Raw genomic sequence first — 23,687 nt, forward strand, 5'->3', positions numbered from 1 at the left:
TAACATTTTTAATATCAATGCCTTATCAATCTGTAAAACAAAACCAGATCAATTAAGACAACAAGGATGAATTTCATTAGAAAGGACTTTTTAGAAACCTTATGATTGAAGATAATCATTCCGGAGGCTGCTCCAATGATTCCGCCCAGCAGAGAAATTCCCAAAAGAGTATTTTCAGAAATTCGCCATTGATGTTTTTTGGCTTGCCATTTATCAAAACCAAAAACACCAAACGTGATCAGGTTCGCTACTAATAGAAAAGGAATCATTTTAAAATTAATTTAAAACAAAAATAAAGTTTAATTTATATAAAGAAAAATCCTGAAAATTTAAATTCAAGATACAGAACAATATTATTTAAATTTGCCTTCCGTTAAAAAACAAATTAATGACAGTACACGATCTGGTGGGAACCTACTCTATTGAAGGAAGTAACCAGGAAGAATCTTCGCAGGCTTCTTATCATGGTATATTAACTTTATCCACAGATGAAAACAACCGCATTATTGCCCAATGGGTTATTGGTGATCATCTGCAAAATGGTACAGGATTTTACAAAGACCATATTTTAGTAATCAACTTCAATTATGAAGGTGACAATCATACAATATATAAAGGTGTTGCTGTTTACCGCTGTCTAAGTAAAGATATACTGGATGGTTTCTGGTCTGAAAAACACGGCAATCCTTTATATCTCGGGAGTGAATATTGTGTGAGAATTCAGAATTCAAAGATTTTGAACTGATTTCTTTTATAACAAAGATCAAGAACTATTTTAAAAATAAAAAGAGCTGTCTTGATGAAGACAACTCTCATTGTTATTAAGGTTTAAATAACTTATTTTTTAGCTTTTACGTCGATAGCGATCTCGATATCTTTGCTGATCATCCATTCTGCAGGATCTGCTTCTGAAGTACCGAATTTAAGTCCCCAATCTGCTCTGTTTACTGTAAATTTAGCCTGAATAGCTGCTGAGTTTTCAGCTACGTCTACTTTAGCAGGGAAAGTAACATTCATTGTTTTTCCTGATAATGTAAGGTTTCCGCTTACTGTTTTATTAGCTCCTGCTACAGCATCTTTTGGTGCTTCTTTCAAATCTGTAACACTTGTAATTTTGAAATCTGAAGTAGGGTTTTTCGCTACATCAAAGAAATCAGGGTTTTTCAAGTGAGCTTCAAGATCTGCAGGTTTTTTATCTTTTTCTGTTACTGAAGCCGGATCTACTTTGATAGAGTTCATATCAATTACAAAGTTTCCTGCTGCAACTTGTCCTCCATCAATACTAAGATCTCCAGACTTTACGGTAAGAGTTCCCCAACGTGGAGCCATACCTCCTTTGTGGAAAGCTTTCCAGTTTACTACTGAACCTACTGTATCTACAGCCAGAGTTTCACCTTTGCTTTCTGCAACGGTTTGTTCCTGAGCGGTAGCTGCAGTCTCTGCCGTTTTTCCTTTATCACATGATGCCAAAAGCAATCCTACTCCTACTAATGCAATTACGCTAATTTTTTTCATATTGAACTGTTTTAAAAGTTTATTGAAATTTTGTTGTTTTCGGGTACAAAAATAGAAAAACCTGCTTTGTATGATCTTAACATATATCAAGAAATGACTTTTTTTGTTTTTTTATTGTTGGTGTTAATTTAAAATTCTCAGTTTTCTTGATGGAAATGCATCAATTATTAAATTTTTCAATACAAAGAACTTTAAAATACACTTATAGCATTCACTTAAGTCTTAGCTTTATAATTTTACATTTTATGATCATACATCACAATAAAAATGTATTTTTGGCGCTTTGTAGGAAAAACGCAAATTTTAATGGAATATGTCAAAAAAACTAATAACACTATTAGCAATAAGCACGATCTATTGTCTTAATGCACAAACCAAGGCCGAAGAGGCTCTCAAAACATTTGAAAAAAAATATCCTCAGGAAAAAATACATCTTTTATTGGATAAAAGCAGTTATGTAGCAGGGGAAAACCTATGGTTCAAGTCTTTTGTATTTGATGGCTATACTACATCTACCATTTCCACTACTCTATTTGTAGAGCTGTATGACAGCAATAAAAATCAGATCAGTAAAAAATTAATTCCATTAATTAACGGAGAAGGAAGCGGCAACATTTCACTTGCAGGCTTCAAGGAAGATGTTTACTATATCAGAGCTTACACCAGCTGGATGGCCAACTTTAATGAAGATTTTCAGCTTATAAAACCTATTGCCGTTTACAATCCTTCATCATCGGAGAAATTAATAGCTAATCCAACTCCCTGGATTGCTGCTGCATATCCGGAAAGTGGAAGTTTCATAGATGGAATCAATACAAAAGTAGCAGTACGACTACAATCCAACGGAACAACACCTTCTGATTGGGAAGGATATGTCATAGACTCTGATAATCCAGATACAAAAATCACAACATTTAAAGGGTTTGATCAAAATATCGGAGTATTTAATATCATTCCTAAAACCGGAAAGAAATACCAAGTGATTGTTCAGGATAAGAGCGGACAAAAACAAAACATTGTACTCCCTGACGTTTCTGCATCTGGAATAAATCTGCAAGTCGTAAGTGATAAAGACCATGTAAAGTATACGGTAAAGTCCAAAAATCTGACTCAGGATTCGCAGTATTATACTGTTTTGGGAACCATCAACAATCAGCTTGTTTATAAGGCGAAGATTAATAAAATCAATAATGAAACTCAATATTCTATTTCCAACAACCAGCTTGTGAATGGGATTCTGCAGCTTACTGTTTTTGATGATAAAGAAAATGTGGTTTCCAACAGACTTGCTTTTGTACAGCCCCAATTATTACAGTTCAAGCAGCCTTCGCTGCAATCAGTTTCGTTAAAAGATACGCCACGCGGAAAAAACTCATTTGATATTCCTAAAGATGCCAATTACTCCAATTATACGGTTTTAGTACTTGATGCCAATACCAAGAATTCGGAAGAAGATCAAAGCTTACTAAGTTCTTTATGGCTCACCGGAGATATCACTTCATCCATCACCAATCCGGCTCAGTACTTTACGAAAAACCGCAATATAGAAGCATTGGACGCCCTTTTAATTTCAGAAAAATGGAAACGTTTTGAGTGGAAATCTATTATGACAGGAAACTACCCAATGATCAAATATCAACCGGAAAGTTATCTTTCTTATAAAGGAAAGGTAAATATTCAGGGGAAACCTGCTCCTAATACAGAAGTAAACTTAATTTTCGGTTCAGAACCAGGTTCCAGAATGTCTCAGATAAAATCGGATAACAATGGATTTCTAACACTGAACAATCTGGTTTTTGAGGATTCTATGAAGTTTTTTTACCAGCTAAATTCAGAACCAAAGGATCTCAATAATAACTATTCTGTGTATTTCCAGCCTACGTCCAATTTTGTTCCTTACAAAAAGAATCTTCCTACAAGTTCTTACAAACTGGTTCAGCGTCCGGCTGATGACAAGCCTTCTAATGAGGTCAGCCGATCACTTACAGCACTCAATGCTCAAAAAGTCATCAGTGAAAACATCACCAATATTGAAGAAATAAAATTAAAAGGAGAGGTAAAAAATAAGACTAAAAAATTAAACGAGGAATTAAGCAGTCCTTTATTCCGAGGTATTGATGAAACGGTTTATGACTTCATCAATGATTCACCAAATATTGTAGTGGGCGATATGTTGCGATGGATACAAAGAATAGGTATGGGATTAAGAGTTCCCGAACGAGGAGCTCCTACTTTGAGGGGGCAGACGGTTAACTTATATGTTGACGAAATGCGTGTTGATGCTGGTCACCTTGAGAATTTATCTACATCAGAAATTGCTATGGTAAAAGTGATAAAAGGATACTTTGCGGGGGGCTTAGGAGCAGTAGCAATTTATACTAAGCGGGGGCTTTCTTCTAGCGGTACTATAGATAAAAGCCTTCCCTCAAAATTAAGACAGATTACGTTAACCGGATATGATAAAGAAATACAGTTCGAAAATCCGGTATATGAAAATGAAAGTTTTAAAAATATTCCCAAAGACACCCGAAGCGTTCTTTACTGGAATTCTTTTCTTGAAGCACAGCCTGAGGAGCTATCAAGAGTGCAATTTTACAACAATGATGACGCAAAGAAGTACAGAATCATTATAATGGGATATGATAAAAACAATGATACTCCACTTTATTATAATGAAGTTATGCCTTAATTGATTTAAAACTAACCATACAGCCCGATTGCTATACCATGTAATTGGGCTTTTTTTATATCCATACTTCCGTTTTTCTCATTCCAAAACCCTATTTTAGCTATCCGAAAACAGAACAATGACGACCGTAGAATTTATACAGAAACAGCTCAATATTTCTGAAAAGAGCATCAACAATACTTTACAACTATTATCTGAAGACTGTACCATTCCCTTTATTTCCCGTTACCGAAAAGACAAAACCGGGAATCTTGATGAAACACAGATCGAACAGATCTCAAAAATCAGTAAGCAGTTTGAAGAAATTGTCAAGAGAAAAGAATCTATCTTAAAATCTATAGAAGAACAGAATGCTTTAACCCCTGAGCTTCAGCAGAGAATAGAAGAAAGCTTTGATATCCAGGAGCTGGAAGACCTTTATCTGCCTTTCAAAAAACGTAAAAAAACAAAAGCTGATACCGCAAAGGAAAAAGGGCTGGAGCCTTTAGCCAGAATCATTATGAGTCAGAAAAATAATGACATTCAATTTCTGGCTTCAAAATATCTGAACAATGAAGTTTCGTCTGAGGAGGAAGCACTTCAGGGTGCAAGAGACATCATGGCAGAATGGATCAATGAAAACATGTACGTCCGCAAGAATCTTCGCAGATTGTTTCAGCGCAAAGCAGTTGTTACCTCCAAAGTTGTGAAAGCTAAAAAAGATGAGGAAGACGCACAGAAATTCTCCCAATATTTTGAATGGGAAGAAAGCCTTAGCAGAACACCTTCTCACAGGCTTCTGGCAATGTTAAGAGCAGATGCTGAAGGCTTTGTAAAAACAAATGTAGGGATAGACAAAGAAGAAGCCATTGACTTTATTGAAAAGGCTATTATCAAATCCAATAATGAAAGTTCAGAACAAATTGCACTGGCGATAAAAGACAGCTATAAAAGACTACTGGAACCAGCTATCTCCAATGAAGCCCTACAGGAAGCCAAAGAAAAAGCAGATAAAAAAGCCATTGAAATTTTCTCTGAGAATTTAAGTCAGCTTCTTCTTGCCCCTCCTTTGGGAGAGAAAAGAATTCTGGCAATTGATCCGGGATACAGAAGCGGATGTAAAGTAGTGTGTCTGGATGAAAAGGGAGATTTATTACACAATGAAACCCTATACCCTCACGCTCCTCAGAATGAAAGCGGAATGGCCATGAAAAAGATCCGTTCTATGGTTAATGCTTATAATATTGAAGCAATCTCTATCGGGAACGGAACAGCAAGCCGTGAAACAGAGTTTTTCATCAAAAAGATTGCTTTCGATAAACCGCTGCAGGTTTTTGTAGTTTCAGAAGCCGGAGCTTCAGTTTATTCTGCCAGTAAAATTGCAAGAGAAGAGTTTCCAACATATGATGTAACGGTGCGTGGGGCTGTTTCCATAGGAAGAAGACTTTCTGATCCGTTGGCTGAATTGGTAAAGATTGATGCCAAGTCTATTGGTGTCGGACAGTATCAACATGATGTAGATCAGACTCAACTGAAAAATGAGCTGGATTCTACTGTGATGAAATGTGTAAATTCTGTGGGAATTAATTTAAATACAGCAAGTAAATCGCTTTTAAGCTATGTTTCCGGAATTGGAGAGAAAATGGCTGAAAACATTGTCAATTACCGCGCTGAAAACGGAGCATTTGAAGACAGAAAACAGCTTAAAAAAGTTCCGAGACTTGGAGAAAAAGCCTTTCAGCAGGCGGCCGCATTTGTAAGAATTGCAAATGCTAAAAACCCACTGGATAATTCTGCCGTACATCCCGAAGCTTATGGAATTGTAGAAAAAATAGCCAAAGATTTAGGCATTAAAACTCATGAACTGATTGCCAATAAAGAAAAAATAGCTCTGGTAAAACCGGAAAGTTATATCACGGATGAAATCGGGATCTTAGGAATCAAAGATATTTTAAAAGAGCTTGAAAAACCGGGTCTGGATCCAAGAAAGGCTGCCAAAGTATTTGAATTTGATCCTACTGTTAAAAGCATTAAAGACTTAAAAGCTGGCATGATTCTTCCTGGGATTGTCAACAATATTACTGCTTTTGGATGTTTCGTGGATCTTGGAATCAAAGAAAGCGGATTGGTTCATATTTCCCAGTTGAAAGACGGCTTTGTATCGGATGTCAATGAAGTAGTAAAACTCCATCAGCATGTCCGTGTAAAGGTAACGGAAGTAGATGAAGCCAGAAAAAGAGTACAACTGAGCATGATTTTGTAATTTTCAGCTGTAAATTAAAGCATAAACCACAAAATATTTACTTTGAACACAAAGAATTTAATTTTCGATCTTGACGGAACATTATGGGATTCCAGAGCGACAATCATTAAGATATGGAATGAAGTTTTGGGCAGGCGTCAGTTGATCCAAAGAGAACTTAAGCCTGAAGATATGAATCAATATATGGGATTATTGGCTCATGATATTATAAAAGATATTATTCCTGGCATTTCAGATCTGCAGGCTCATGAACTTCTTTCTGAAATTGTAGCCGAAGAAAATAAAATACTGCACATACAGGGCGGGATTTTATATGAAGGTGTAGAAGAAACTTTAAAGAGTCTGGCCAATACCCACTCTCTTTTCATTGTAAGCAACTGCCAGGATGGTTATATTGAATCATTTTTAGACTATTATCAGTTCAATGATCTGTTTATTGATTTTGAATCTCATGGCCGGACTCAAAAACCAAAATCTGAAAATATACAGCTCCTCATGGAAAGAAATGGTTTAACCATCAAAAATTCCATATATATTGGTGATACTCAAACAGATCATGACTCCGCACGTGCAAATGGACTGCCATTTATTTTCTGTAAATATGGATTTGGAAAGCTGGCTGATTCACTTTATGAACCAGCAATTCTTACGTTTTCAGACTTATCCGGTTCGGTATTACAAAATAATGAAGATTTCTGAGCTTAGAACAAAGTAAAAGAAATACAAAAATTACTTCAATACGAAACTAAAAAGGCTGCCCATTAAGACAGCCTTTTTACTCTTATACAGTAGAAATCCTTTATTTATAATCCTTAGAACTCCTTCTAGGTTCTTTTACTTCCGGCCATTTTACCGTTTCTCCTTTATCATCCTGAGGCATTGCTCTCTTTTCTCTGTTCGTAAATTCCGGGTCTTCAGATGCCATATAAGCTAGTGCAGCTGTTAAAATCACGTTGTTTTTCACCTCATCAAAAACAATTTTATCATATGTATCTTTTGTTGTATGCCATGTATACCCGAAATAACCCCAGTTCAGTGAACCTAAAGAAAATCCTGGTACTCCGGCTGCTACAAATGAAGCATGGTCGGAACCACCTCCACCCGGCATTCCAGGAAAATCAGTTTTGATGTGACTCTTTACCGCTTTCGGAACTCCATCAAGCCATTTCCCGATATAGTCATAAGCTTTTACAAATCCCTGACCGCTGATATTCACAACACGCCCTGTTCCGTTATCTTGGTTAAAAGCGGCTTGAACCCCTTTTATAATCTGAGGATTATCCGCCACAAAACCTCTGGAACCATTTAGTCCCTGCTCTTCACTTCCCCAAAGTCCGATTACAATAGTTCTCTTGTTATTAGTATAATATTTTTTCAGAATCCTCATGGTTTCAAGCATGGTGATCGTTCCCGTTCCGTTATCTGTAGCACCCTGAGCTCCGTCCCATGAATCAAGGTGAGCCGAAAGAATTACATATTCATCCGGTTTTTCTTTTCCTTTGATCATACCAATTGTGTTAAAACTTTTGGCTTCAGGAAGTATCTTAGACTGGGCATCAATTTTTATTTTAGGGAGAGTTCCTTTTTCTGCCATTCTGTAGAGCATCCCATAATCTTCCACATCAATATCAATCATTGGAATTTTAGTTGTTTTTGCTCCGAATATTCTGTTAGCTCCCATAATTCCTGTCCAGTTTGAAATAGCAATTCCTGCTGCACCTGCTTTTTCCAAAGCCTCCGGAAGACTGTTGTTGTCATACCCGATATTCTTCACATAAGCAGTGAAATCTTTAGCTGCCTGTTCTTTTTCTGCTTTAAGCTTTTCATACAATTCGGGAGTAGCAAATTCTTTGATTTGTTCATCAGAACGTCCAATTTTCTGGTACTGTGCCATCAGCACTATTTTTCCTTTCACAGAAGGAAGCCACTGATCAAATTCTGCTTTGGATGATGCTTTTGGAAGAATAATTACTTCTGCCTCAACCGCTTTTTTAGTAGCAGGACTCCATGCAAGCTGTGTAGCAGCCAGAGATTTTACACGCGGATACGTCATATCCACATGGGTAATACCTCTCTGCCATCCTTTCCATGTTCCAAACTGCTGAAGATTAGCATCTACTCCCCATGAACGAAGTTTACCGGCACTCCATTCGTTTGCTGCAAGCATTTCAGGAGTTCCTACAAGACGTGGTCCGATACCATCCAACAGCTCATACGCAAGGTTTTCCAACTGGGAATTATTATTTACTTCATCTACAAAACTTTTTACGATAGGGTTTAGCCTTTCTTTTGGGTCAACCTTTACCTGAGCCCAGGAAAACTGAGCAGCCAGCACTACTGCAGGCACTGCAAAAAATCTATTTATCCTCATAATATATATTGATTGGTTTAAAGATAAAAGAAATTAGGGAGATGATGAAAGAATGAGCCTAAAAAAGAGGTTTTACAATGATATTATTAACTTTTCCATGCATATAAAAGAAGAAATACCAAATTACAATTCATAAAAAAGACCGTCAATATGACAGTCTGTATGATCCTTAGAAATAATATTTTATTTTCCACTGAGAAATGTTTGGTCTTCTTAGGAAAGCAGTATAGTTCCGCTTTTCTGTTTATTACCAGCACATTGTTCCAGATGCTTATATTAAATCATCCTTAAACCGATAATTTCTTAATATACTTGAATTTCAATTCAAAGGATTAAAAAAGCCGGCTTCAAAAGCCGGCTAAAAGTGAATTATTTTTTAGCTTCTTCTACAGAAACTTTTCTGAAGTCTTTGAACAATTTGCTTAGTTCTAAAGCTGCTTTACGAGCTCTTGTACCAGCTGCCTTGTTACCTTTTTCTGCTTGTTGGTTTGCCTCAGTTGTGAACGCTTCAAATTCTGCGTTGATTTTTTCAATTAGTTCTTTCATTTATTTAAAAATTTAGGCTGCAAATATAGGTTTTATGGTGATTCCAGCCTAATTGTGTTGAAAAAAAATAGTGGATTTAATCATTTTTTTTGGTCTTTCTTAAATTCAATTTAATTTTTAAAATAAAAATTAAATTATTACGGAAAATCAACCATCTATTTGAATATTACTTAGATTACAAATAAACCATTCAGAATCAGTACAAATTGAAGAAAAACAAAGGAAATATCTACTTTGAAAGATTCTACTTGAAAATTCTGGATTTCTCTTAATGTCTTAATGATTTAAAACTGTAATTCCCCTGCCTTTTTACCCGCATTTCCTAATAAAACAATGCTTTCGGAGGTAATGCGCTCTGCAAAAACGATCCGGAAATGATAATGGTATTTATTCGTGAACGAAAACGTATCTCCCGGAGTAAATAAAATCTGGTGCTTTTCACAATATTCATAGAACTTTTCCATGTCTGTATGCTCTGGAAGCCGCCCCCAAATACTGTAACCACCCCGAGGCCTGTGAAAATAAGAACCTTCAGGAAAAGAAGTTCTTAAAGCTTCCAGCACCTGTACTGCCTGCTGGCTGAGTTTCTTCCTGAATGCCCGAAGATGTCTTTCATAACTGTTTCCCTGCAGTAATTTCAAAACCAGTTCCTGATAAATGGGAGAAACCGCCCGTCCCAATGCAAACCTTACTCTTTCGGATTTTGCATAAAAATCTCCAGCATAAAGCCAGCCTAAACGTATTCCTGGTGCCAATGTTTTTGAAAATGATGAATAGGTCATCACACTTCCGTTTTTATCGAAGCTTTTTATACAGCGGGGTCTTTGTTCGCCAAAATAAAGATCGGAATACATATCATTTTCAATGATACACAACTGATGGGTTTCTGCAATGCTAAGAATTTCTTTTTTTGCTTCATCATCCATCACCATTCCTGTGGGATTATGAAAATTCGGAGTTATTACAAGGGCACGAACGTTATTTTCCTGACAGACTGTTCTGAAATATTCTGTATCAAAACCGCTTCTGTAGTGTATGGGAATCTCTATCACTTTCAGTTCCAGATGGGCAATTACTTCCAGCACAGAAAACACACACGGACTGTCAACAGCGATTACGTCTCCGGCTTTGGTGACAGATTTTAAAGCGATCGTGAGTGCCTGTAGTGCACCGTCAGTAATGATTATTTTATCAGGATTTAAAACACATCCGTAAGTTCCCATCTGCTTTGCAATCTGTTTCCTTAATGTTTCCAGACCATTTGACGGGTAATACCTGAGCAATGATGCTCCTTTTTCACGAATTACTTCCTGCATCATTCTGAGGATGAGTTTCTGCGGAATGAGCAGGTCTCCGGGCACAGCTGTATTGAAAGAACTTGATTCTGAGGTCCTTTTGGAAGTCAGCATCATATTTTTCATAAATTCTTCATCTCTTACTACCACAGGCAGTTTTGTTATGCTTTCCGGAATATGCTCTTCCTTAATTTCTGCAACAAAATATCCTGACCTCGGATAGCTCCTTATTAAGCCTTTAATCATAAGGTATTCAAAACCACTCTGCACAGAACTTGTACTGAGCTTATATTTTTCCTTAATTTCCCGAACAGAAGGAAGCCTGTCTTTTTCCTGCAGAATCCCGCTGTGAATCTGTTTCTCTATTACTGCTGTAAAAATTTCGTACTTATAAAATTTCACCATAACACATCAACTGTACTGAACAAATTTACAAAAATACTTTTCTGTACCGATGATATTTTAGAGAACTGTATCCCTTTTGAATGGATTAATCTTATAATTTTGAATAAAAAAGATCCCATGGATATCATTTCAAAATTTACAGTAGGTTCTGAAGAGGGAATTTCTGATCTTATAACCATTATTGATTCTTCCGTTTATACACTGCATAAAGACTTTGTAAGTGAGGAAGACATTAAAAAATATATTCACAATGAAATAGATCCGAGAAAGATGATCAATGACCTGAATGATCTTTCCAACCAGTTGATCATGACGTATGCTGATCAGAAACCTGTCGGATACAGTATCATCAAGAGTGGTTCTCTGCATCCCGGAATCTCTGAAGGAAAAAGAGCAACGGAAATCAGTTTTGTAATTCTTTCAGCATTTGATTCTCCTGAAACAAGGCAGTCACTTTGGAAAAAATGCAGATCGGCAGTGAGCTTTACAGATATAATATGGATCAATATGCTGGATCATGATCCGCTTTTGGCGTTTTTAAAAGAGTCTGGGTTTATTTCTGTATCTGGCTCAAAGGCAGATCCTTTTCAGCTTCCGTCTCATATTTTGGAACTGGAGATTAATAAAAGCTGATTTTTTACCGCAGATTACACGGATTTTCACTGATGTTTGTGTATATCTTAATAATGCGTATATCTCATATAATAAGTAGTTCTTTTTTAATATTGAGGAAGACTATCATTCTTATTTTTATTATCTCACTTAAAATAATTTTAAGTAAGCAATAGTTTACATATCTTTGATTTTTATAATTTTTACTTATGAGCGATCAGCTGGAAACCATAGAAGATTATTACAAACGTATCCGTAAGAATGAGATCAAGATGTTTGATTCTGAGGATTTTGAAATGGGCAAGTCTCATTTCAATATTTCGATGCGGAAGTACTGTAGTTTTAAGAGTCCTTATAACCGCCGTGATTATTATAAAATCAGCTTTATCATTGGAAAAGGGACCATTCATTATGGTACACATCAGCTGTATATTGACCGTCCGGCATTATTCTTTCCTTCTCCAAGCATTCCATATTCCTGGGAGTGTGACAGTGATCTTCAGGAAGGGTATTTCTGTCTGTTCAATCAGGAATTTTTTAATGGAAATTCAGAATTTAATCTGTTTAAAAAGACTTCAATGTTCAAGGAATGGAGCAAACCGGTAGTTTTTCTGACGGAAGAGCAGACACAGCTGGCCACCCTTTATTTTGATCAAATTTACAAAATGAATAATTCCGCCTACCCTTTCCGATGCAGCAGTATCAAAAGTAATCTGGCATCCGTTATGCATCTGGCAATGGAAAATCGTGTAGAAGATATCAATCCTAATGAACTTCCTGCCAATGTACGGCTCTATAAACTATTTGATGAGCTGCTCAACAAGCAGTTTCCGTTGGATTCTCCTGCTTATCCGCTTGCATTAAAAACTCCTTCGGACTTTGCTGATCACCTTAATGTGCATGTCAATCATTTGAACTCTTCGGTAAAGTCTGTAACCCATCTTACTACAACACAGATTATTAAAGAAAAGATGTTTGAAGAGTCTAAAAATCTGCTGAAGTACACCAATTGGGATATCGCCCAGATTGGCTATACATTAGGTTTTGATCAGCCTGCTCATTTTAATAACTTCTTTAAAAAGCACGCCCGGACTTCACCATTAAAATTTAAGAATCTATCCTAATATTTGATTTTTGTAATTTTTACTTTGTCTTTTAAAATTCACTTTTCTATTTCTTGACTTATTTTTGCATAGTAAAAAATGAATGAACATGTTGAGAGAAGCATCTGAAAAACGAATCAGATTAATTACCATTATGGCTTTCGTGTCTATCCCGCTTTCGGGGTTTGTCACAGATATATATTTACCATCGTTCCCTTCTATGGCCAAAGAAATGATGGTTTCAGAAAAAGATATCCAGATCACTCTGACCTCATACCTTCTGAGCTACGGAATTTCCCAGTTGTTTGTGGGAGGAATTCTGGACAGCATAGGCCGTTACCGTCCCAAATTGATAGCATTATTCCTGTTGATCCTGACCAGTATTTTAATTACAATGACAAACAGTATTTTATTGATCTGTTTGCTTCGTATTCTTCAGGGAGCTGCTGTTTCAGTACTTGTGGTGGCTACGAGGGCTATTTTTGTTGATATTTATGATGCTGAGAAAGTGAAGCACTATTTAAGTTATTTCACAATTGTATGGTCTTGCGGCCCTATTCTGGCACCATTCCTGGGTGGTTATCTTGAGAAAATATTTAACTGGCATGCTAATTTTTATTTCCTGGCTATATACGCCGGATTCCTTTTTTTGTTTGAATGGTTCTTCAGCGGGGAGAGTCTTCCTCAGAAAAAGAAACTGGACCTATCAGAAAACATCAGCCTATACAAAATGATGCTTAAGAACAGGATTTTCATGTTGGGAATTTTCATATTAGGACTGAGCTACTCTATCGTAATGTTATTTAATATTACCGGACCATTTATTATTGAAAATACCTTTCATTTTACACCGGTAGTTATTGGATACTGTACACTGATCTTAGGATTTTCCTGGATGATCGGAGGCTTTATCGGAAAACGCAGACTGACTCTTGATTTTAAGCCGAGAATTCTACAGCCTATTCTTTTACAGTTAATTCTGATTGCAGGATTGATTGTCATCAGCTATTTTGCAGAAAGTCTTTTCATCATGATTCCTTTTGCCTTTTTCATTCATATCTGTTCCGGAATTTTATTTACCTCATTTTTTACGACAAGTATGCTTTACTTTCCTAAAAATGCAGGAACTGCCGGAGGACTGATGGGTGGATTGGTCTATGTGATTACTTCTGTGACAAGCTTTATCATTTCAGTAAGCGGAAATGTAAGTGAACAAAAGGATCTTTCCTGGCGCTACCTGATCATTGCATGTTTCCTTTTGGGAATTATCCTTATTATGCATCAGGCCGTGAAGAAAGAAAAAGCAGAGAACTAGTCTCTGCTTTTTTTATAGCCCTTATATGGTAATCTATCAGCTTAATTAGTTTTAATTAAAACTAATTTTTCGTATATTTGTTAGGGTAAGCAGTGCTGATATTTTTTCAAATCACCTCTTACCCTGTAATGCTATTATTATACAATATGTCTGAAAAACAGAACAATATATCAGAACTGGCTCTGGAGCTTGGCCTGGCGATGAGTGAAATGAAAAGCCGGCTTCGACAAAAGATTCAGACTACGATTAATGAGTATGATCCGGATCTTTCTTTTGAGCTGATTGAGATTCTGGGACTGCTTTCACGCAATAATGGTATCAACCAGCAGGAAATTGGAAATAAAGTAAGCAAAGACAAATCAAGCATAACTTATCTCATCAACAGTCTCGCAAAACGGGATCTTGTTGAACGGATAGCTGATAAAAATGACCGGAGAAATAAGCAGATTTTTTTAACTCCGAAGGGTAAACAAATTGTAGAAACCGTTTATCCATGGGCATTGGATCTTTATAAAAAGGCAGCTGATGACATTCATGAAGAAGAAATCATCAAAGCACTTCTTTTAGTAAAAAAAATGACAGCAAACCTGGAAGAATCAGGACCAAAACATGATACAATATGAGAACAATCCTTGTACCCGTTGATTTTACATCAACTACGGAAAATGCAGTAAGAGTTGCCGCAGATTGGGCAAAAACCTACGAATATCAAAACATAATCCTACTCAAAACAGCAGGAGAATCTGAGTTTGATTATCTGCATATTGCAGAAGGGCATTCATTTGTGAATGAAGAAAATGTCAATAATTTACTGCAGAGGACAGAATCACTATTTGATCAGTTAAGCAGTATTATTACAGAAAAGTCACCTGAAGTCAAAGTTTCCAGGATATTAAGTGACTGGGCTATTACCAGAAGCATCAATGAACTTTTAAAAACCCAGCCTTCTGTAGAGCTGATTATTCTGGGAAGTGATGACCAGTCTTCTTCTACTGAGAGTTTTGTTTCCGACAATATTATCAGCATTGCAAGAACGAGCCCTGTGAAGACCTTAATTGTTCCCAACAGCTATCACTACACTCCTATTAAAAACATATTTATTCCTTGTGATATAAAGGGAATTAAAAGATTAGAAAGATTGTTTCATCATAAATCTGTTATACATAAACAGGATGTACGCCTGATGTTTTTGAATATCAATACCAGTGAAAAAGAGGATGAGGATAAAAAAAGAGAGCTGGAAGAATATATCCATGAGCATTTAACGGAGATTCCAAGCAGTATTCATTATTCTCATGATGAAAATGTTATTCAGGGTATTCTCACCTTTGCAGCCTCTAATGAAGCAGATCTTATTATAGCTTTGCCAGGCCAGCATAGTTTTCTGTATTATCTGGCAAGCAGAAGTATTTCTGAGGGAATCTACCAGAACACCCATCAGCCCGTACTTATTCTAAAATAATAAGGTCTTCAAAAATGAATGAGTAAAAGCTAATAATAAATTTTAGTACTTTCAATTTTAACAAGTTTCTGTTCCTGCATTTTCTTGACATACCTGATCACCGTTTCTACCCGAAGACCGGTTAACGTAGCTATTTGCTGTCTGGTATAGGGAATCAGAAAGGAATAGGTTTCTTCGAATCCGAAATACTTTTTAATATGATCAAAAAGCTTCATGAGCTTTACAATAGGATCTGAAATAGCAAGAAAGCTGGAAATCATAAATCTGAAATGCATTCTGTCTGCCATATATTTATTAATTTCCAGCATTAAGGCTGGTTTTTCCAACAGCATCTGCAGAAATTTTGCTTTGGAAATCTTAATAATCTCACAATCAGTAATGGCAATGGCATTGATCGCATACTGATGATCTGTAAATAAATAGCTTTCACCAATGCAGTGCCCATCAAAAGGCAGCCCGTGAACAAATTCTTTTCCGTCTTCCAAAAAAGTATTCAGTTTCACAGTACCGGACCTGATCTGGAAATAATATTTAGCTGCAGTTCCTTCTTTAAAGATAGAGTCTGCCGCATCATATTTTTCCAGAATGGCTCCGTGGGAAAATAATAAGTCTTCACATATAATCATCTTGCCATTATTAATTTGAGTAAAAATAATTAAAGTATAAGTAATGTTGCAACTTATCAAATACCACAGAAAAAGTGATTTTTTGATATCAACACTACCTTTTTTATTATGCAGTGATTTTCTTTTTATGTTTTGTGCCCCAATCTGCCAGAGCAGCAATCACATCTTTCAGGGACTCACTATATTCTGTAGGAACATATTCTACCAACACCGGTTTCTGATCGATAAGAACGGTTCTTTCAACTAAATGATTTACTTCCAGCTTTTTCAATTCGCTGGACAACACTCTTGCCGAGATTCCATTGATGGTTCGCTGTAGTTCATTAAAGCGTGTATGTCCACCCAAAATAGCAATCATTACTCTGATGGTCCATCTGCCTCCAAGAACGTATAAAGCATCCTCAGTAGCAGCCAGATGTGTACTGCATTGCGGCCTTGAATACACTATTTTCTCTTCTTCCATTGTCTCTGTTTTATCTGGTTACTAACCTAAATGTTATTACTAACCTTTTAGTAACTACTATCTTTTTATTAGTAAATATAGATAATTTTGAAACATCAATTTTAAAAAAATAAAAAATGAAACGAGTACTTCATATTATCTCAAGCCCAAGAAGCGAATCATCCATCAGTAAAAAACTGGGAAATGCCGTTGTAGAAAAAATCACAGCAAAATATCCTGACAGTGTTTTTAAAAAGCGTGATCTTGCCAACCCTCTTTTTCCTCATTTAGAAGAAGCCCATATCAATGCATTTTTCACCCCGGCTGAACAACGTACTTCTGAGCAGCTGGAAACTGTGAAACTTTCTGATACAGTAATTGATGAACTTCATGAAGCAGACATCATTGTCATTGAAGCTCCACTATACAATTTCAGCATCACTTCTACCCTTAAATCATGGCTTGATCATATTGCCAGAGCAGGAAAAACATTCAGCTACAGCGAAAACGGTCCTGAAGGACTAGTAAAAAACAAAAAAGTATACCTTGCTTTTTCAAGTGGCGGAGTATATTCTGAAGGAGAAAGGCAGGCCTACGATTTTGTAGTTCCTTACTTAAAACGAACTCTTGGATTTATGGGAATGACGGATATTTCTGTTGTCCGTGCAGAAGGTCTTTCTGTTCCGGTTATTCAGGAAACAGCCCTGCAAAAAGGGATTGAAAGTATAATTGTAGAATAAAAAATTAAAAATGCTGTTCCTGATGAACAGCATTTTTAATTGAATTTTCATCATTTTAAAAAAAGTTTACACAATTAAAAGAATATTTTCTTCAACATATGTAAAGACTTTTTCTGTTTTTATCTCTCATTTTTGCTTGATTAAAATAAAAATTATGGAAAATAATAAACAACCTCAGCTGATCAATCCTACAGAACTATTTAATCCGGGGCCATACGGGTTTTCACACAGTATTTCTGTAGATTCTTCTTTCCAGATGTGTTTTATCTCCGGACAGAGTGGCGGTGTAGGAGAAAACCATGTATTAGCTGATGATTTTAAAACTCAGGTTCAGGAAGCTTTGAAAAACTTAAAAATCGTTTTACAGAGCCATTTCATGACGGTTGAGAATATTGTAAAAATTACCCTTCTCATTGTAGACCACAACCAGGAAAAACTTGAGATATGGACGGAAGAAGCTAAGAAAGTATGGAAGGAGTCATTCCTGCCTACCAGTACACTTATTCCGGTAAGTCAGCTGGCTTTACCCGGGATGCTGTTCGAGATAGATGCAATTGCAGTGAAAAGTTAGTTCCTGTTGAGTCGTTCAATTATTAATGATGAAAAGCTTCTTACTCCGGTTCTGATACTTTCTTCATCCACCTGAAAATTAGGAGAGTGATTCATGGCAATCACACCTTTTTCAAAATTGGAACCACCCAGGAAGAAATATACTCCTGGGATTTTTTGTTGAAAATAAGAAAAATCATCATTAAAAAACGGAACCTGCCCATAATCTGGAGCAATTGTATTTTTACCATACAGATTCTGAAGGATTTCTGTAGCTGATATTGTCAGTTTTTCTTCATTGATAACCGTTGGATTATCCTGGACAAATGACACAGAAAGAAGCTTTTCTTTATATCCGCTATCCGCTATGATGTTCTGAACCCCTGGAATTATTTTACCTAAATTAGAAGAATTCGTCTCATATAAATAGGCTTCAAGAAAGGATTCATTATTTTTAGAATAGATATCAAATTTCCCATCCATGAACAGATAATCTTTGAAAACAGTATCAGGATTTGTCAATCCGATTTTAGGATCAACAATGGATTGTATTTCCCAGGGCTTAGTTCCGGGTTGAATACGAGACAGAAAGTTACTGATCTTTTTCGTTAACTCTGTTGTCTCTTCTGAACTCTTATTTTCTTCTGATAGGCAAACATTTCATTAGGTTTCACCATGATCTGTCCTACAGGTATTGCCGTCACATGCAGTCCGTAGATTTCATCAGGATTTATTATAGAAAGCAACCCTTTATCCAACATTTCTTTTGCCCCTTTGAACGTCTCTTCTTCAGGTTGAAATATGAAATAGACCGTTCCCTTTAAAGATTTTTTATTTTTTGAAAGAACTTCAGCAATTCCTAACCCAACTGCCATATGTATATCGTGACCGCAGCCATGCTGAATGCCTTTTATTTTCGATTTGAAAGTTTCAGGATCAGGATAATCATTCGGTAATGCATCCATATCCGACCTCCAGGCTATTTTTTTTCCCTTTTGATCCCCTTTCAGAATCCCTACCACACCGTAACCATATAGGTCTGTTTTAACTTCCAGACCGAGATCAAGCAGATACCGTTTAATTTTTTCCTGAGTCTGTTTCTCCTTCCCTGCCAGCTCCGGATTTTCATGAAAATCCCTCCTGATATTAACCAGTTTATCAAATATTCTATCCGTTTCAAGCTGGACAGATTGATGGAGATTCTGTTTCTGGATATTTTTAGAAGAATGAGTTACTGTTTCTTTTTTGCTGCTCAATCCTTGTGCAGATAAAAGAGCGGAAGCAAAGCATAATAAAGTTAATGTAAGTTGTTTCATAGTCAGAGGTAAGTAGTTTTATCTTGACAATTATTGTGTCAAAAGTTTACCTATACAAATTAGACTATACAACTTCATCTTTGTTACATCCTTATGATCAATTTATTATTATTATTTTAATAAGCAATTGAATCTATTCTGCTTCCATATTATTCCCTATTCACTACCACATTATTTAAAATAATTCTAAACTAAGTGAAAACGAAACCTCTTGAAACTACTTTATGCAAAGGCTTTGTTACAAAAAATTAAAATTACATCAATATAAATTACGTAGAAATACTGAATCTTATCTGAGAGGATCTGATTAATTTCGGGTAAACAAAAACTGACAACTATGGATAGCTTGAAAAGCATGCATTCATTTCTGAAAGAGAAATTGTATCTGAAATCCGGCTGCTATAGATCAATCAGCATGATCACTTCCTGTTGAAAGGAGTTGAAGATATCTAACCCAAATTTTTAACGAAATGAATATTATTAACAAAATCCTCAACGTCGACGATTATTATTTCGACGTGTTTATGTCTATCTCGGAAGCGCTTTCCGGGTTTACTGTAAATGAATTACAATCTACAGGCTTGGCAGAAACCTATTACACCTACGTTCTGAAAAGCTTGGAAGCGGCTACTTTCGTAGAATTCCTTACTGTTTCTAAAAATATTCTTGAAAATTCTTCTGATGAAGATCAGTTGAAAAACGCCATTCAATCCGAAATTATTGCCAACCCCGGAATGAATGATATTGCCGGAAAAGTGATCACCATGTGGTATTTGGGAACCTGGGAAGGAGCTTATATCAATGATCTTTCTTACAAAGAAGGTCTTGTCTGGAACCTGATGCATTCTCATCCGCCCGGAGCAAAACAACCTGGCTACAAATCGTGGAATATTAAACCTGTAAACAGCAACTCATGAATCCAACCAATAACAAAAAAGATGTAATCATCGTAGGAACGGGGATCGCAGGATCATTAATTGCAAAACTGCTGTCTGATCATGTATTTGATGTAGCAAAAGGTAAAATGATCCACCGTGCAGATGCAGGAAAATCGGATAATATCAAGGAAATATCAATACTCATGTACGAAGCCGGATTGGAAGCCGGTCTTGAACTGGATTCTGTATCTTCAATGACTACTTACAATGAGTATATCCGTACTTTCTACAGAGAAGAAGCTAAAGTTCCCAACTCTCCTTATCCGAATTTGAAGCAGGCACCTTCTCCAAATGTTCTCGATATGGAACACATCATTCAGCCGTTTCCTGATAAAAAGGGGTATCTGGTACAATTCGGGCCAATGCCGTTTGCAAGTGACGCCATCAGAGTGGGAGGCGGAACTACTCTTCACTGGCTGGGAACTACCCCAAGAATGCTTCCGAATGATTTTAAACTTACAGAGAAATATGGCATTACGATTCCTCAGCCAAATTCTGATAAACCAAGTCCTGTTAATTGGCCGATAGATTATGAAGAATTAAGGCCTTATTATGAAATGGCAGAATTTGAAATCGGGGTTTCCGGAGATGTTTCAAGACAGGAATATCCAATTTCTGAAAATATGGAGCAATACTATGGAGATTATGTATTCCCGATGGAAGAAATTCCGCAAAGTTATATGGATCATAAGATCATTGAAGGTCTTAAAGGTACGAGCGTAAAGCTAAGCTCCGGAGAAATTCCTTTGATGATGGTACCTTCTCCTCAGGGAAGAAATTCTATTCCGAATCCAAAATACGGAAAAACAAAGATCATTAAGGCGGAACCGAAAGATTCCGGATATAAACTGGTTTTAGACAGTTCTGAAAAAGAAGAGTATAAAGCTCTTGGTTCTGTATGGAATCCTTATATGGGAGAACGTTGTGAGGGAAATGCTTCCTGCGTTCCGATCTGTCCTGTTCAGGCTAAATACAATGCTTTAAAAACATTAAAAAAAGCGTTGTATAAGCTTAATGATAATGAAAACCTTAAGCGTAATCCATACATGCAGGTTCAGGCACAGAGTGTGGTTTACAGATTAAGTGTTGACCAGAACGATAAGGATAAAATCTCAAAGGTTCATCTGAGAAGATATACTTCAAAAGAGAAAACAGATTTCGTTGAAGAATCTATTGATACTTCAGATGCTATTGTGATTCTGGCTGCCAATGCTTTTGAAAATCCAAAAATCCTGCTGAATTCCAAATATACAGTTAATAATGTTGTAAAAACGGCGGCCAACAGCAGTGATCAGGTGGGAAGAAACCTGATGGATCATATGGTAATGCTTACGTGGGGACTTTTCCCTGAACCGGTGTATCCATACAGAGGTCCTGGTTCTACCACCAATATCTCGTCTTTCCGTGATGGAGATTTCAGAGGTGAATTTTCTGCGTGGATCTCTCCGCTTGACAATTGGGGCTGGGGCTGGCCGGCATTTTCTCCGGGATCTGATGTTGGATATTTTATCAGCCAGAAGCTTTTCGGAACAGAATTAAGAAAAGAGCTTACCAACAGACTTTCAAAACAGGTTTTATTTCATTTTGAAATTGAGCAGTTACCTAATCCAAATAACAGAGTTACCATTAATGATCAGTATTTAGATGTTCTTGGAATTCCACGCCCTGTTATTCATTATGAACTGACAGAATACGAGATGAAGGCTATGGAACAGGCAAAAAATGCTTCTGATCAGATGTTCAAAAAATTAAATATTGATGATTTCACAAAATATACTGCTGAAGACAAGAATTCTGTGATGTACAATGGAGTAAGATATTCTTACAACGGAGCCGGCCATATTGTGGGAACTCACAGAATGGGTTCTACAGCAGAGGATTCTGTAACCAACAGTTATTGTAAAGCTTGGGATCACCCGAATTTATACATCGTAGGAGCAGGAAACATGACCACTTTAGGAACTTCAAATCCTACTTTAACATTATCAGCATTCACAATCCGTTCAGTAGAATCTATTCTTGCTGATCTTGAAACTCAACTTAAAAAATAATAACATGAGACAAAGACTTATCAATAAAACAGCACAACCACAGGAAACATTAACAGCAGGAAGAATGGCAAGCAGAAGTACTGTCGTTGCAGATGCCGTTTCATTACCTTCTTTATTATTTGATTCAGCACTTAGCAAAGAAGACTGGATTGAAGGATTAAAACATCACAGCAAAACAGTGACTTCTCTTTTACTGAATGATCAGATTGATGATTTTAATGCTTATCTGGAATCTCAGTTCAGCTCCGAAGTTTCTGAATCAAAAAAAGGATTGACTGAAATTGATTATAAACCTATTTTACAGGATCTTTTACAGACGGCAATCCTAATTGAGCATTCTACCATTCCACCTTATCTTACAGCTTTGTATTCCATCAAGGATGGAACTAATGCTTTAGCTTCACAAATCATCCGAAGTGTTGCTGTGGAAGAAATGCTTCACCTCATCATGGTTTGTAATGTATTGAATGCAATTGACATCCAGCCATCTGTCAACAAACAGGAGAACTACCCTACTTATCCAATGAAATTACCCATGAATGTTGATTTCTATGTAGGACTGGAAACATTCTCAAGTAACAGTATTGCAACTTTTATTGCCATTGAAAGTCCAGGAAACCCTTTGGTAAAAGCTCCGAAATATGACAACGAAACAGGTTCTTCAGCATTATATTCCCAAAGAGCTGCCGTACAGGATACCACCTTGTGGACCCTTGAAAACATGAAAGGTTTCATCATGGAAAATGTCCATACTATTGGTGAATATTATGATGTTTTATTCTTCTATATTGTTATTTTCCAAATCATTGCTTATTACAAAGAACATGGAACTCTTCCGAAGAATTTTGAAGAATTAAATACCGGAGGAATTTTCACAGGAAATCCTGCAAAGCAAATCCGTCCTGAGCAATACTATGGAAGTGGCGGAAAATTACATTCTGTAGAAGCAGTAGCTGGAGTAATTGCTGTTTTCCAGGAAATCAAAGGACAGGGTGAAGGTGCTGACGATTCTATTTTCGATGTTGATCCGTCTCAATTCGAAGAAGGGATGGAACTGGCTCATTATTTCAGATTTAAAGAAGTATTCCATGAGCATTTCTATCTTGGTGGAAACTACGGGCCTTTTATGGATGAAAACGGTATGATGCCTGTTACTACTCCACCAAACGGAAAAGACTTACCTGTTGACTGGAATGAAGCATATCCTATGAAGCCTAATCCTAAAGTGGAAGATTATATTAAAAACAAAGAACTATATGCACAGGGCATAGAGTTTAATAAAACATACAGACGTTTATTAGACGCTATACAAAGTGCTGTGGAAGGAAACCAAAGAGAATTGGAAAAATCCATTATGTACATGTATGCATTGAAAGAACAGGCTGTTAACCTGATGAAACAACCATTGGATTCACAAAGCAATGCAGGGCCAACTTTTGAATACACCGATTTATAACCATAAAAACGATA

The 23,687-nt window shown here is 36.5% G+C and carries 23 protein-coding genes; 14 read left to right on the forward strand and 9 right to left on the reverse strand.

Going from position 1 to position 23,687, the window contains the following annotated elements; genetic code table 11:
- Positions 1–14: 14 nt before the first annotated feature.
- On the reverse strand, positions 15–269 hold the full coding sequence (locus tag KIK00_RS06085) for a DUF1294 domain-containing protein (protein WP_255815661.1): 255 nt from the start codon (positions 267–269) through the stop codon (positions 15–17).
- A gap of 119 nt (positions 270–388) precedes the next feature.
- On the opposite strand from KIK00_RS06085, the gene KIK00_RS06090 reads away from it, so the two are divergent.
- Complete coding sequence (locus KIK00_RS06090; RefSeq protein WP_255815662.1) at positions 389–745, forward strand: hypothetical protein; 357 nt, start codon at positions 389–391, stop codon at positions 743–745.
- A gap of 92 nt (positions 746–837) precedes the next feature.
- Here the strand turns inward: KIK00_RS06090 and KIK00_RS06095 are convergent, their stop codons facing one another.
- Positions 838–1,515, reverse strand: coding sequence for a YceI family protein (locus tag KIK00_RS06095; RefSeq protein WP_105703657.1), 678 nt, complete (start codon positions 1,513–1,515; stop codon positions 838–840).
- A gap of 313 nt (positions 1,516–1,828) precedes the next feature.
- Here KIK00_RS06095 and KIK00_RS06100 point away from each other — a divergent pair, with 313 nt between their 5' ends.
- The 3 genes from KIK00_RS06100 (at position 1,829) to KIK00_RS06110 (ending at position 7,145) form a co-directional block, all read left to right on the forward strand.
- Positions 1,829–4,204, forward strand: a complete 2,376-nt coding sequence (locus KIK00_RS06100) for a hypothetical protein (protein ID WP_255815663.1) — start codon at positions 1,829–1,831, stop codon at positions 4,202–4,204.
- A gap of 118 nt (positions 4,205–4,322) precedes the next feature.
- The gene (locus tag KIK00_RS06105) at positions 4,323–6,446 is read left to right on the forward strand and encodes a Tex family protein (RefSeq protein WP_255815664.1); all 2,124 of its coding nucleotides are present in this window, start codon (positions 4,323–4,325) and stop codon (positions 6,444–6,446) included.
- A gap of 42 nt (positions 6,447–6,488) precedes the next feature.
- A complete protein-coding gene (locus KIK00_RS06110) occupies positions 6,489–7,145 on the forward strand; it encodes an HAD family hydrolase (RefSeq protein ID WP_255815665.1) in 657 nt (218 codons plus the stop codon).
- A 100-nt stretch (positions 7,146–7,245) separates the two neighbouring features.
- Here the strand turns inward: KIK00_RS06110 and KIK00_RS06115 are convergent, their stop codons facing one another.
- From KIK00_RS06115 to KIK00_RS06125, 3 genes are all read right to left on the reverse strand, one after another.
- A complete protein-coding gene (locus KIK00_RS06115) occupies positions 7,246–8,817 on the reverse strand; it encodes a M28 family peptidase (RefSeq protein ID WP_255815666.1) in 1,572 nt (523 codons plus the stop codon).
- Positions 8,818–9,186: 369 nt separating this feature from the next.
- The gene (locus KIK00_RS06120) at positions 9,187–9,363 is read right to left on the reverse strand and encodes a histone H1 (RefSeq protein WP_047377485.1); all 177 of its coding nucleotides are present in this window, start codon (positions 9,361–9,363) and stop codon (positions 9,187–9,189) included.
- A 284-nt stretch (positions 9,364–9,647) separates the two neighbouring features.
- Entirely contained in the window at positions 9,648–11,063 is a 1,416-nt protein-coding gene (locus KIK00_RS06125) for a PLP-dependent aminotransferase family protein (protein WP_255815667.1), read from the reverse strand.
- Positions 11,064–11,180: 117 nt separating this feature from the next.
- Between KIK00_RS06125 and KIK00_RS06130 the strand changes: the two genes are divergently transcribed.
- From KIK00_RS06130 to KIK00_RS06150, 5 genes are all read left to right on the forward strand, one after another.
- Positions 11,181–11,696, forward strand: a complete 516-nt coding sequence (locus tag KIK00_RS06130) for a hypothetical protein (protein ID WP_255815669.1) — start codon at positions 11,181–11,183, stop codon at positions 11,694–11,696.
- A 188-nt stretch (positions 11,697–11,884) separates the two neighbouring features.
- Positions 11,885–12,799: an AraC family transcriptional regulator gene (locus KIK00_RS06135; RefSeq protein ID WP_255815670.1), complete on the forward strand. Its 915-nt coding sequence runs from the start codon at positions 11,885–11,887 to the stop codon at positions 12,797–12,799.
- A gap of 88 nt (positions 12,800–12,887) precedes the next feature.
- The gene (locus tag KIK00_RS06140) at positions 12,888–14,093 is read left to right on the forward strand and encodes an MFS transporter (RefSeq protein ID WP_255815671.1); all 1,206 of its coding nucleotides are present in this window, start codon (positions 12,888–12,890) and stop codon (positions 14,091–14,093) included.
- 146 nt (positions 14,094–14,239) lie between these two features.
- Positions 14,240–14,716 carry a MarR family winged helix-turn-helix transcriptional regulator gene (locus KIK00_RS06145; protein WP_255815672.1) on the forward strand — a complete coding sequence of 159 codons (477 nt, stop codon included), beginning with the start codon at positions 14,240–14,242 and terminating at the stop codon, positions 14,714–14,716.
- Entirely contained in the window at positions 14,713–15,555 is an 843-nt protein-coding gene (locus KIK00_RS06150) for a universal stress protein (RefSeq protein ID WP_255815673.1), read from the forward strand. The genes KIK00_RS06145 and KIK00_RS06150 overlap by 4 nt, the downstream gene beginning before the upstream one ends.
- Before the next feature lie 29 nt (positions 15,556–15,584).
- Here KIK00_RS06150 and KIK00_RS06155 read toward each other — a convergent pair whose 3' ends face one another.
- Complete coding sequence (locus KIK00_RS06155) at positions 15,585–16,181, reverse strand: Crp/Fnr family transcriptional regulator (RefSeq protein ID WP_255815674.1); 597 nt, start codon at positions 16,179–16,181, stop codon at positions 15,585–15,587.
- Between the two features lie 106 nt (positions 16,182–16,287).
- Entirely contained in the window at positions 16,288–16,644 is a 357-nt protein-coding gene (locus KIK00_RS06160; RefSeq protein WP_047377493.1) for a helix-turn-helix domain-containing protein, read from the reverse strand.
- Positions 16,645–16,760: 116 nt separating this feature from the next.
- On the opposite strand from KIK00_RS06160, the gene KIK00_RS06165 reads away from it, so the two are divergent.
- Positions 16,761–17,363 (forward strand): FMN-dependent NADH-azoreductase, encoded by a 603-nt coding sequence (locus KIK00_RS06165; RefSeq protein ID WP_255815675.1) that lies wholly within the window; start codon positions 16,761–16,763, stop codon positions 17,361–17,363.
- Positions 17,364–17,517: 154 nt separating this feature from the next.
- The gene (locus KIK00_RS06170; protein ID WP_255815676.1) at positions 17,518–17,934 is read left to right on the forward strand and encodes a RidA family protein; all 417 of its coding nucleotides are present in this window, start codon (positions 17,518–17,520) and stop codon (positions 17,932–17,934) included.
- Here KIK00_RS06170 and KIK00_RS06175 read toward each other — a convergent pair.
- Positions 17,931–18,434, reverse strand: coding sequence for a M20/M25/M40 family metallo-hydrolase (locus KIK00_RS06175; RefSeq protein ID WP_255815677.1), 504 nt, complete (start codon positions 18,432–18,434; stop codon positions 17,931–17,933). The two genes, KIK00_RS06170 and KIK00_RS06175, sit on opposite strands and share 4 nt — an antisense overlap.
- An 86-nt stretch (positions 18,435–18,520) precedes the next feature.
- Positions 18,521–19,228 carry a M20 family metallopeptidase gene (locus KIK00_RS06180; protein WP_255815678.1) on the reverse strand — a complete coding sequence of 236 codons (708 nt, stop codon included), beginning with the start codon at positions 19,226–19,228 and terminating at the stop codon, positions 18,521–18,523.
- A 470-nt stretch (positions 19,229–19,698) separates the two neighbouring features.
- Between KIK00_RS06180 and KIK00_RS06185 the strand changes: the two genes are divergently transcribed.
- From KIK00_RS06185 to KIK00_RS06195, 3 genes are read left to right on the forward strand one after another with little or no spacing between them, the layout of a single operon-like run.
- Positions 19,699–20,145, forward strand: coding sequence for a hypothetical protein (locus KIK00_RS06185; RefSeq protein WP_255815679.1), 447 nt, complete (start codon positions 19,699–19,701; stop codon positions 20,143–20,145).
- Positions 20,142–22,217, forward strand: a complete 2,076-nt coding sequence (locus KIK00_RS06190) for a GMC oxidoreductase (RefSeq protein ID WP_255815680.1) — start codon at positions 20,142–20,144, stop codon at positions 22,215–22,217. The genes KIK00_RS06185 and KIK00_RS06190 overlap by 4 nt, the downstream gene beginning before the upstream one ends.
- Before the next feature lie 4 nt (positions 22,218–22,221).
- Complete coding sequence (locus tag KIK00_RS06195) at positions 22,222–23,673, forward strand: ferritin-like protein (protein ID WP_255815681.1); 1,452 nt, start codon at positions 22,222–22,224, stop codon at positions 23,671–23,673.
- The last annotated feature ends 14 nt before the right edge of the window (positions 23,674–23,687 follow it).

Origin of the sequence: Chryseobacterium sp. MA9 (assembly GCF_024399315.1) — a bacterium.
Lineage (GTDB): Bacteria > Bacteroidota > Bacteroidia > Flavobacteriales > Weeksellaceae > Chryseobacterium.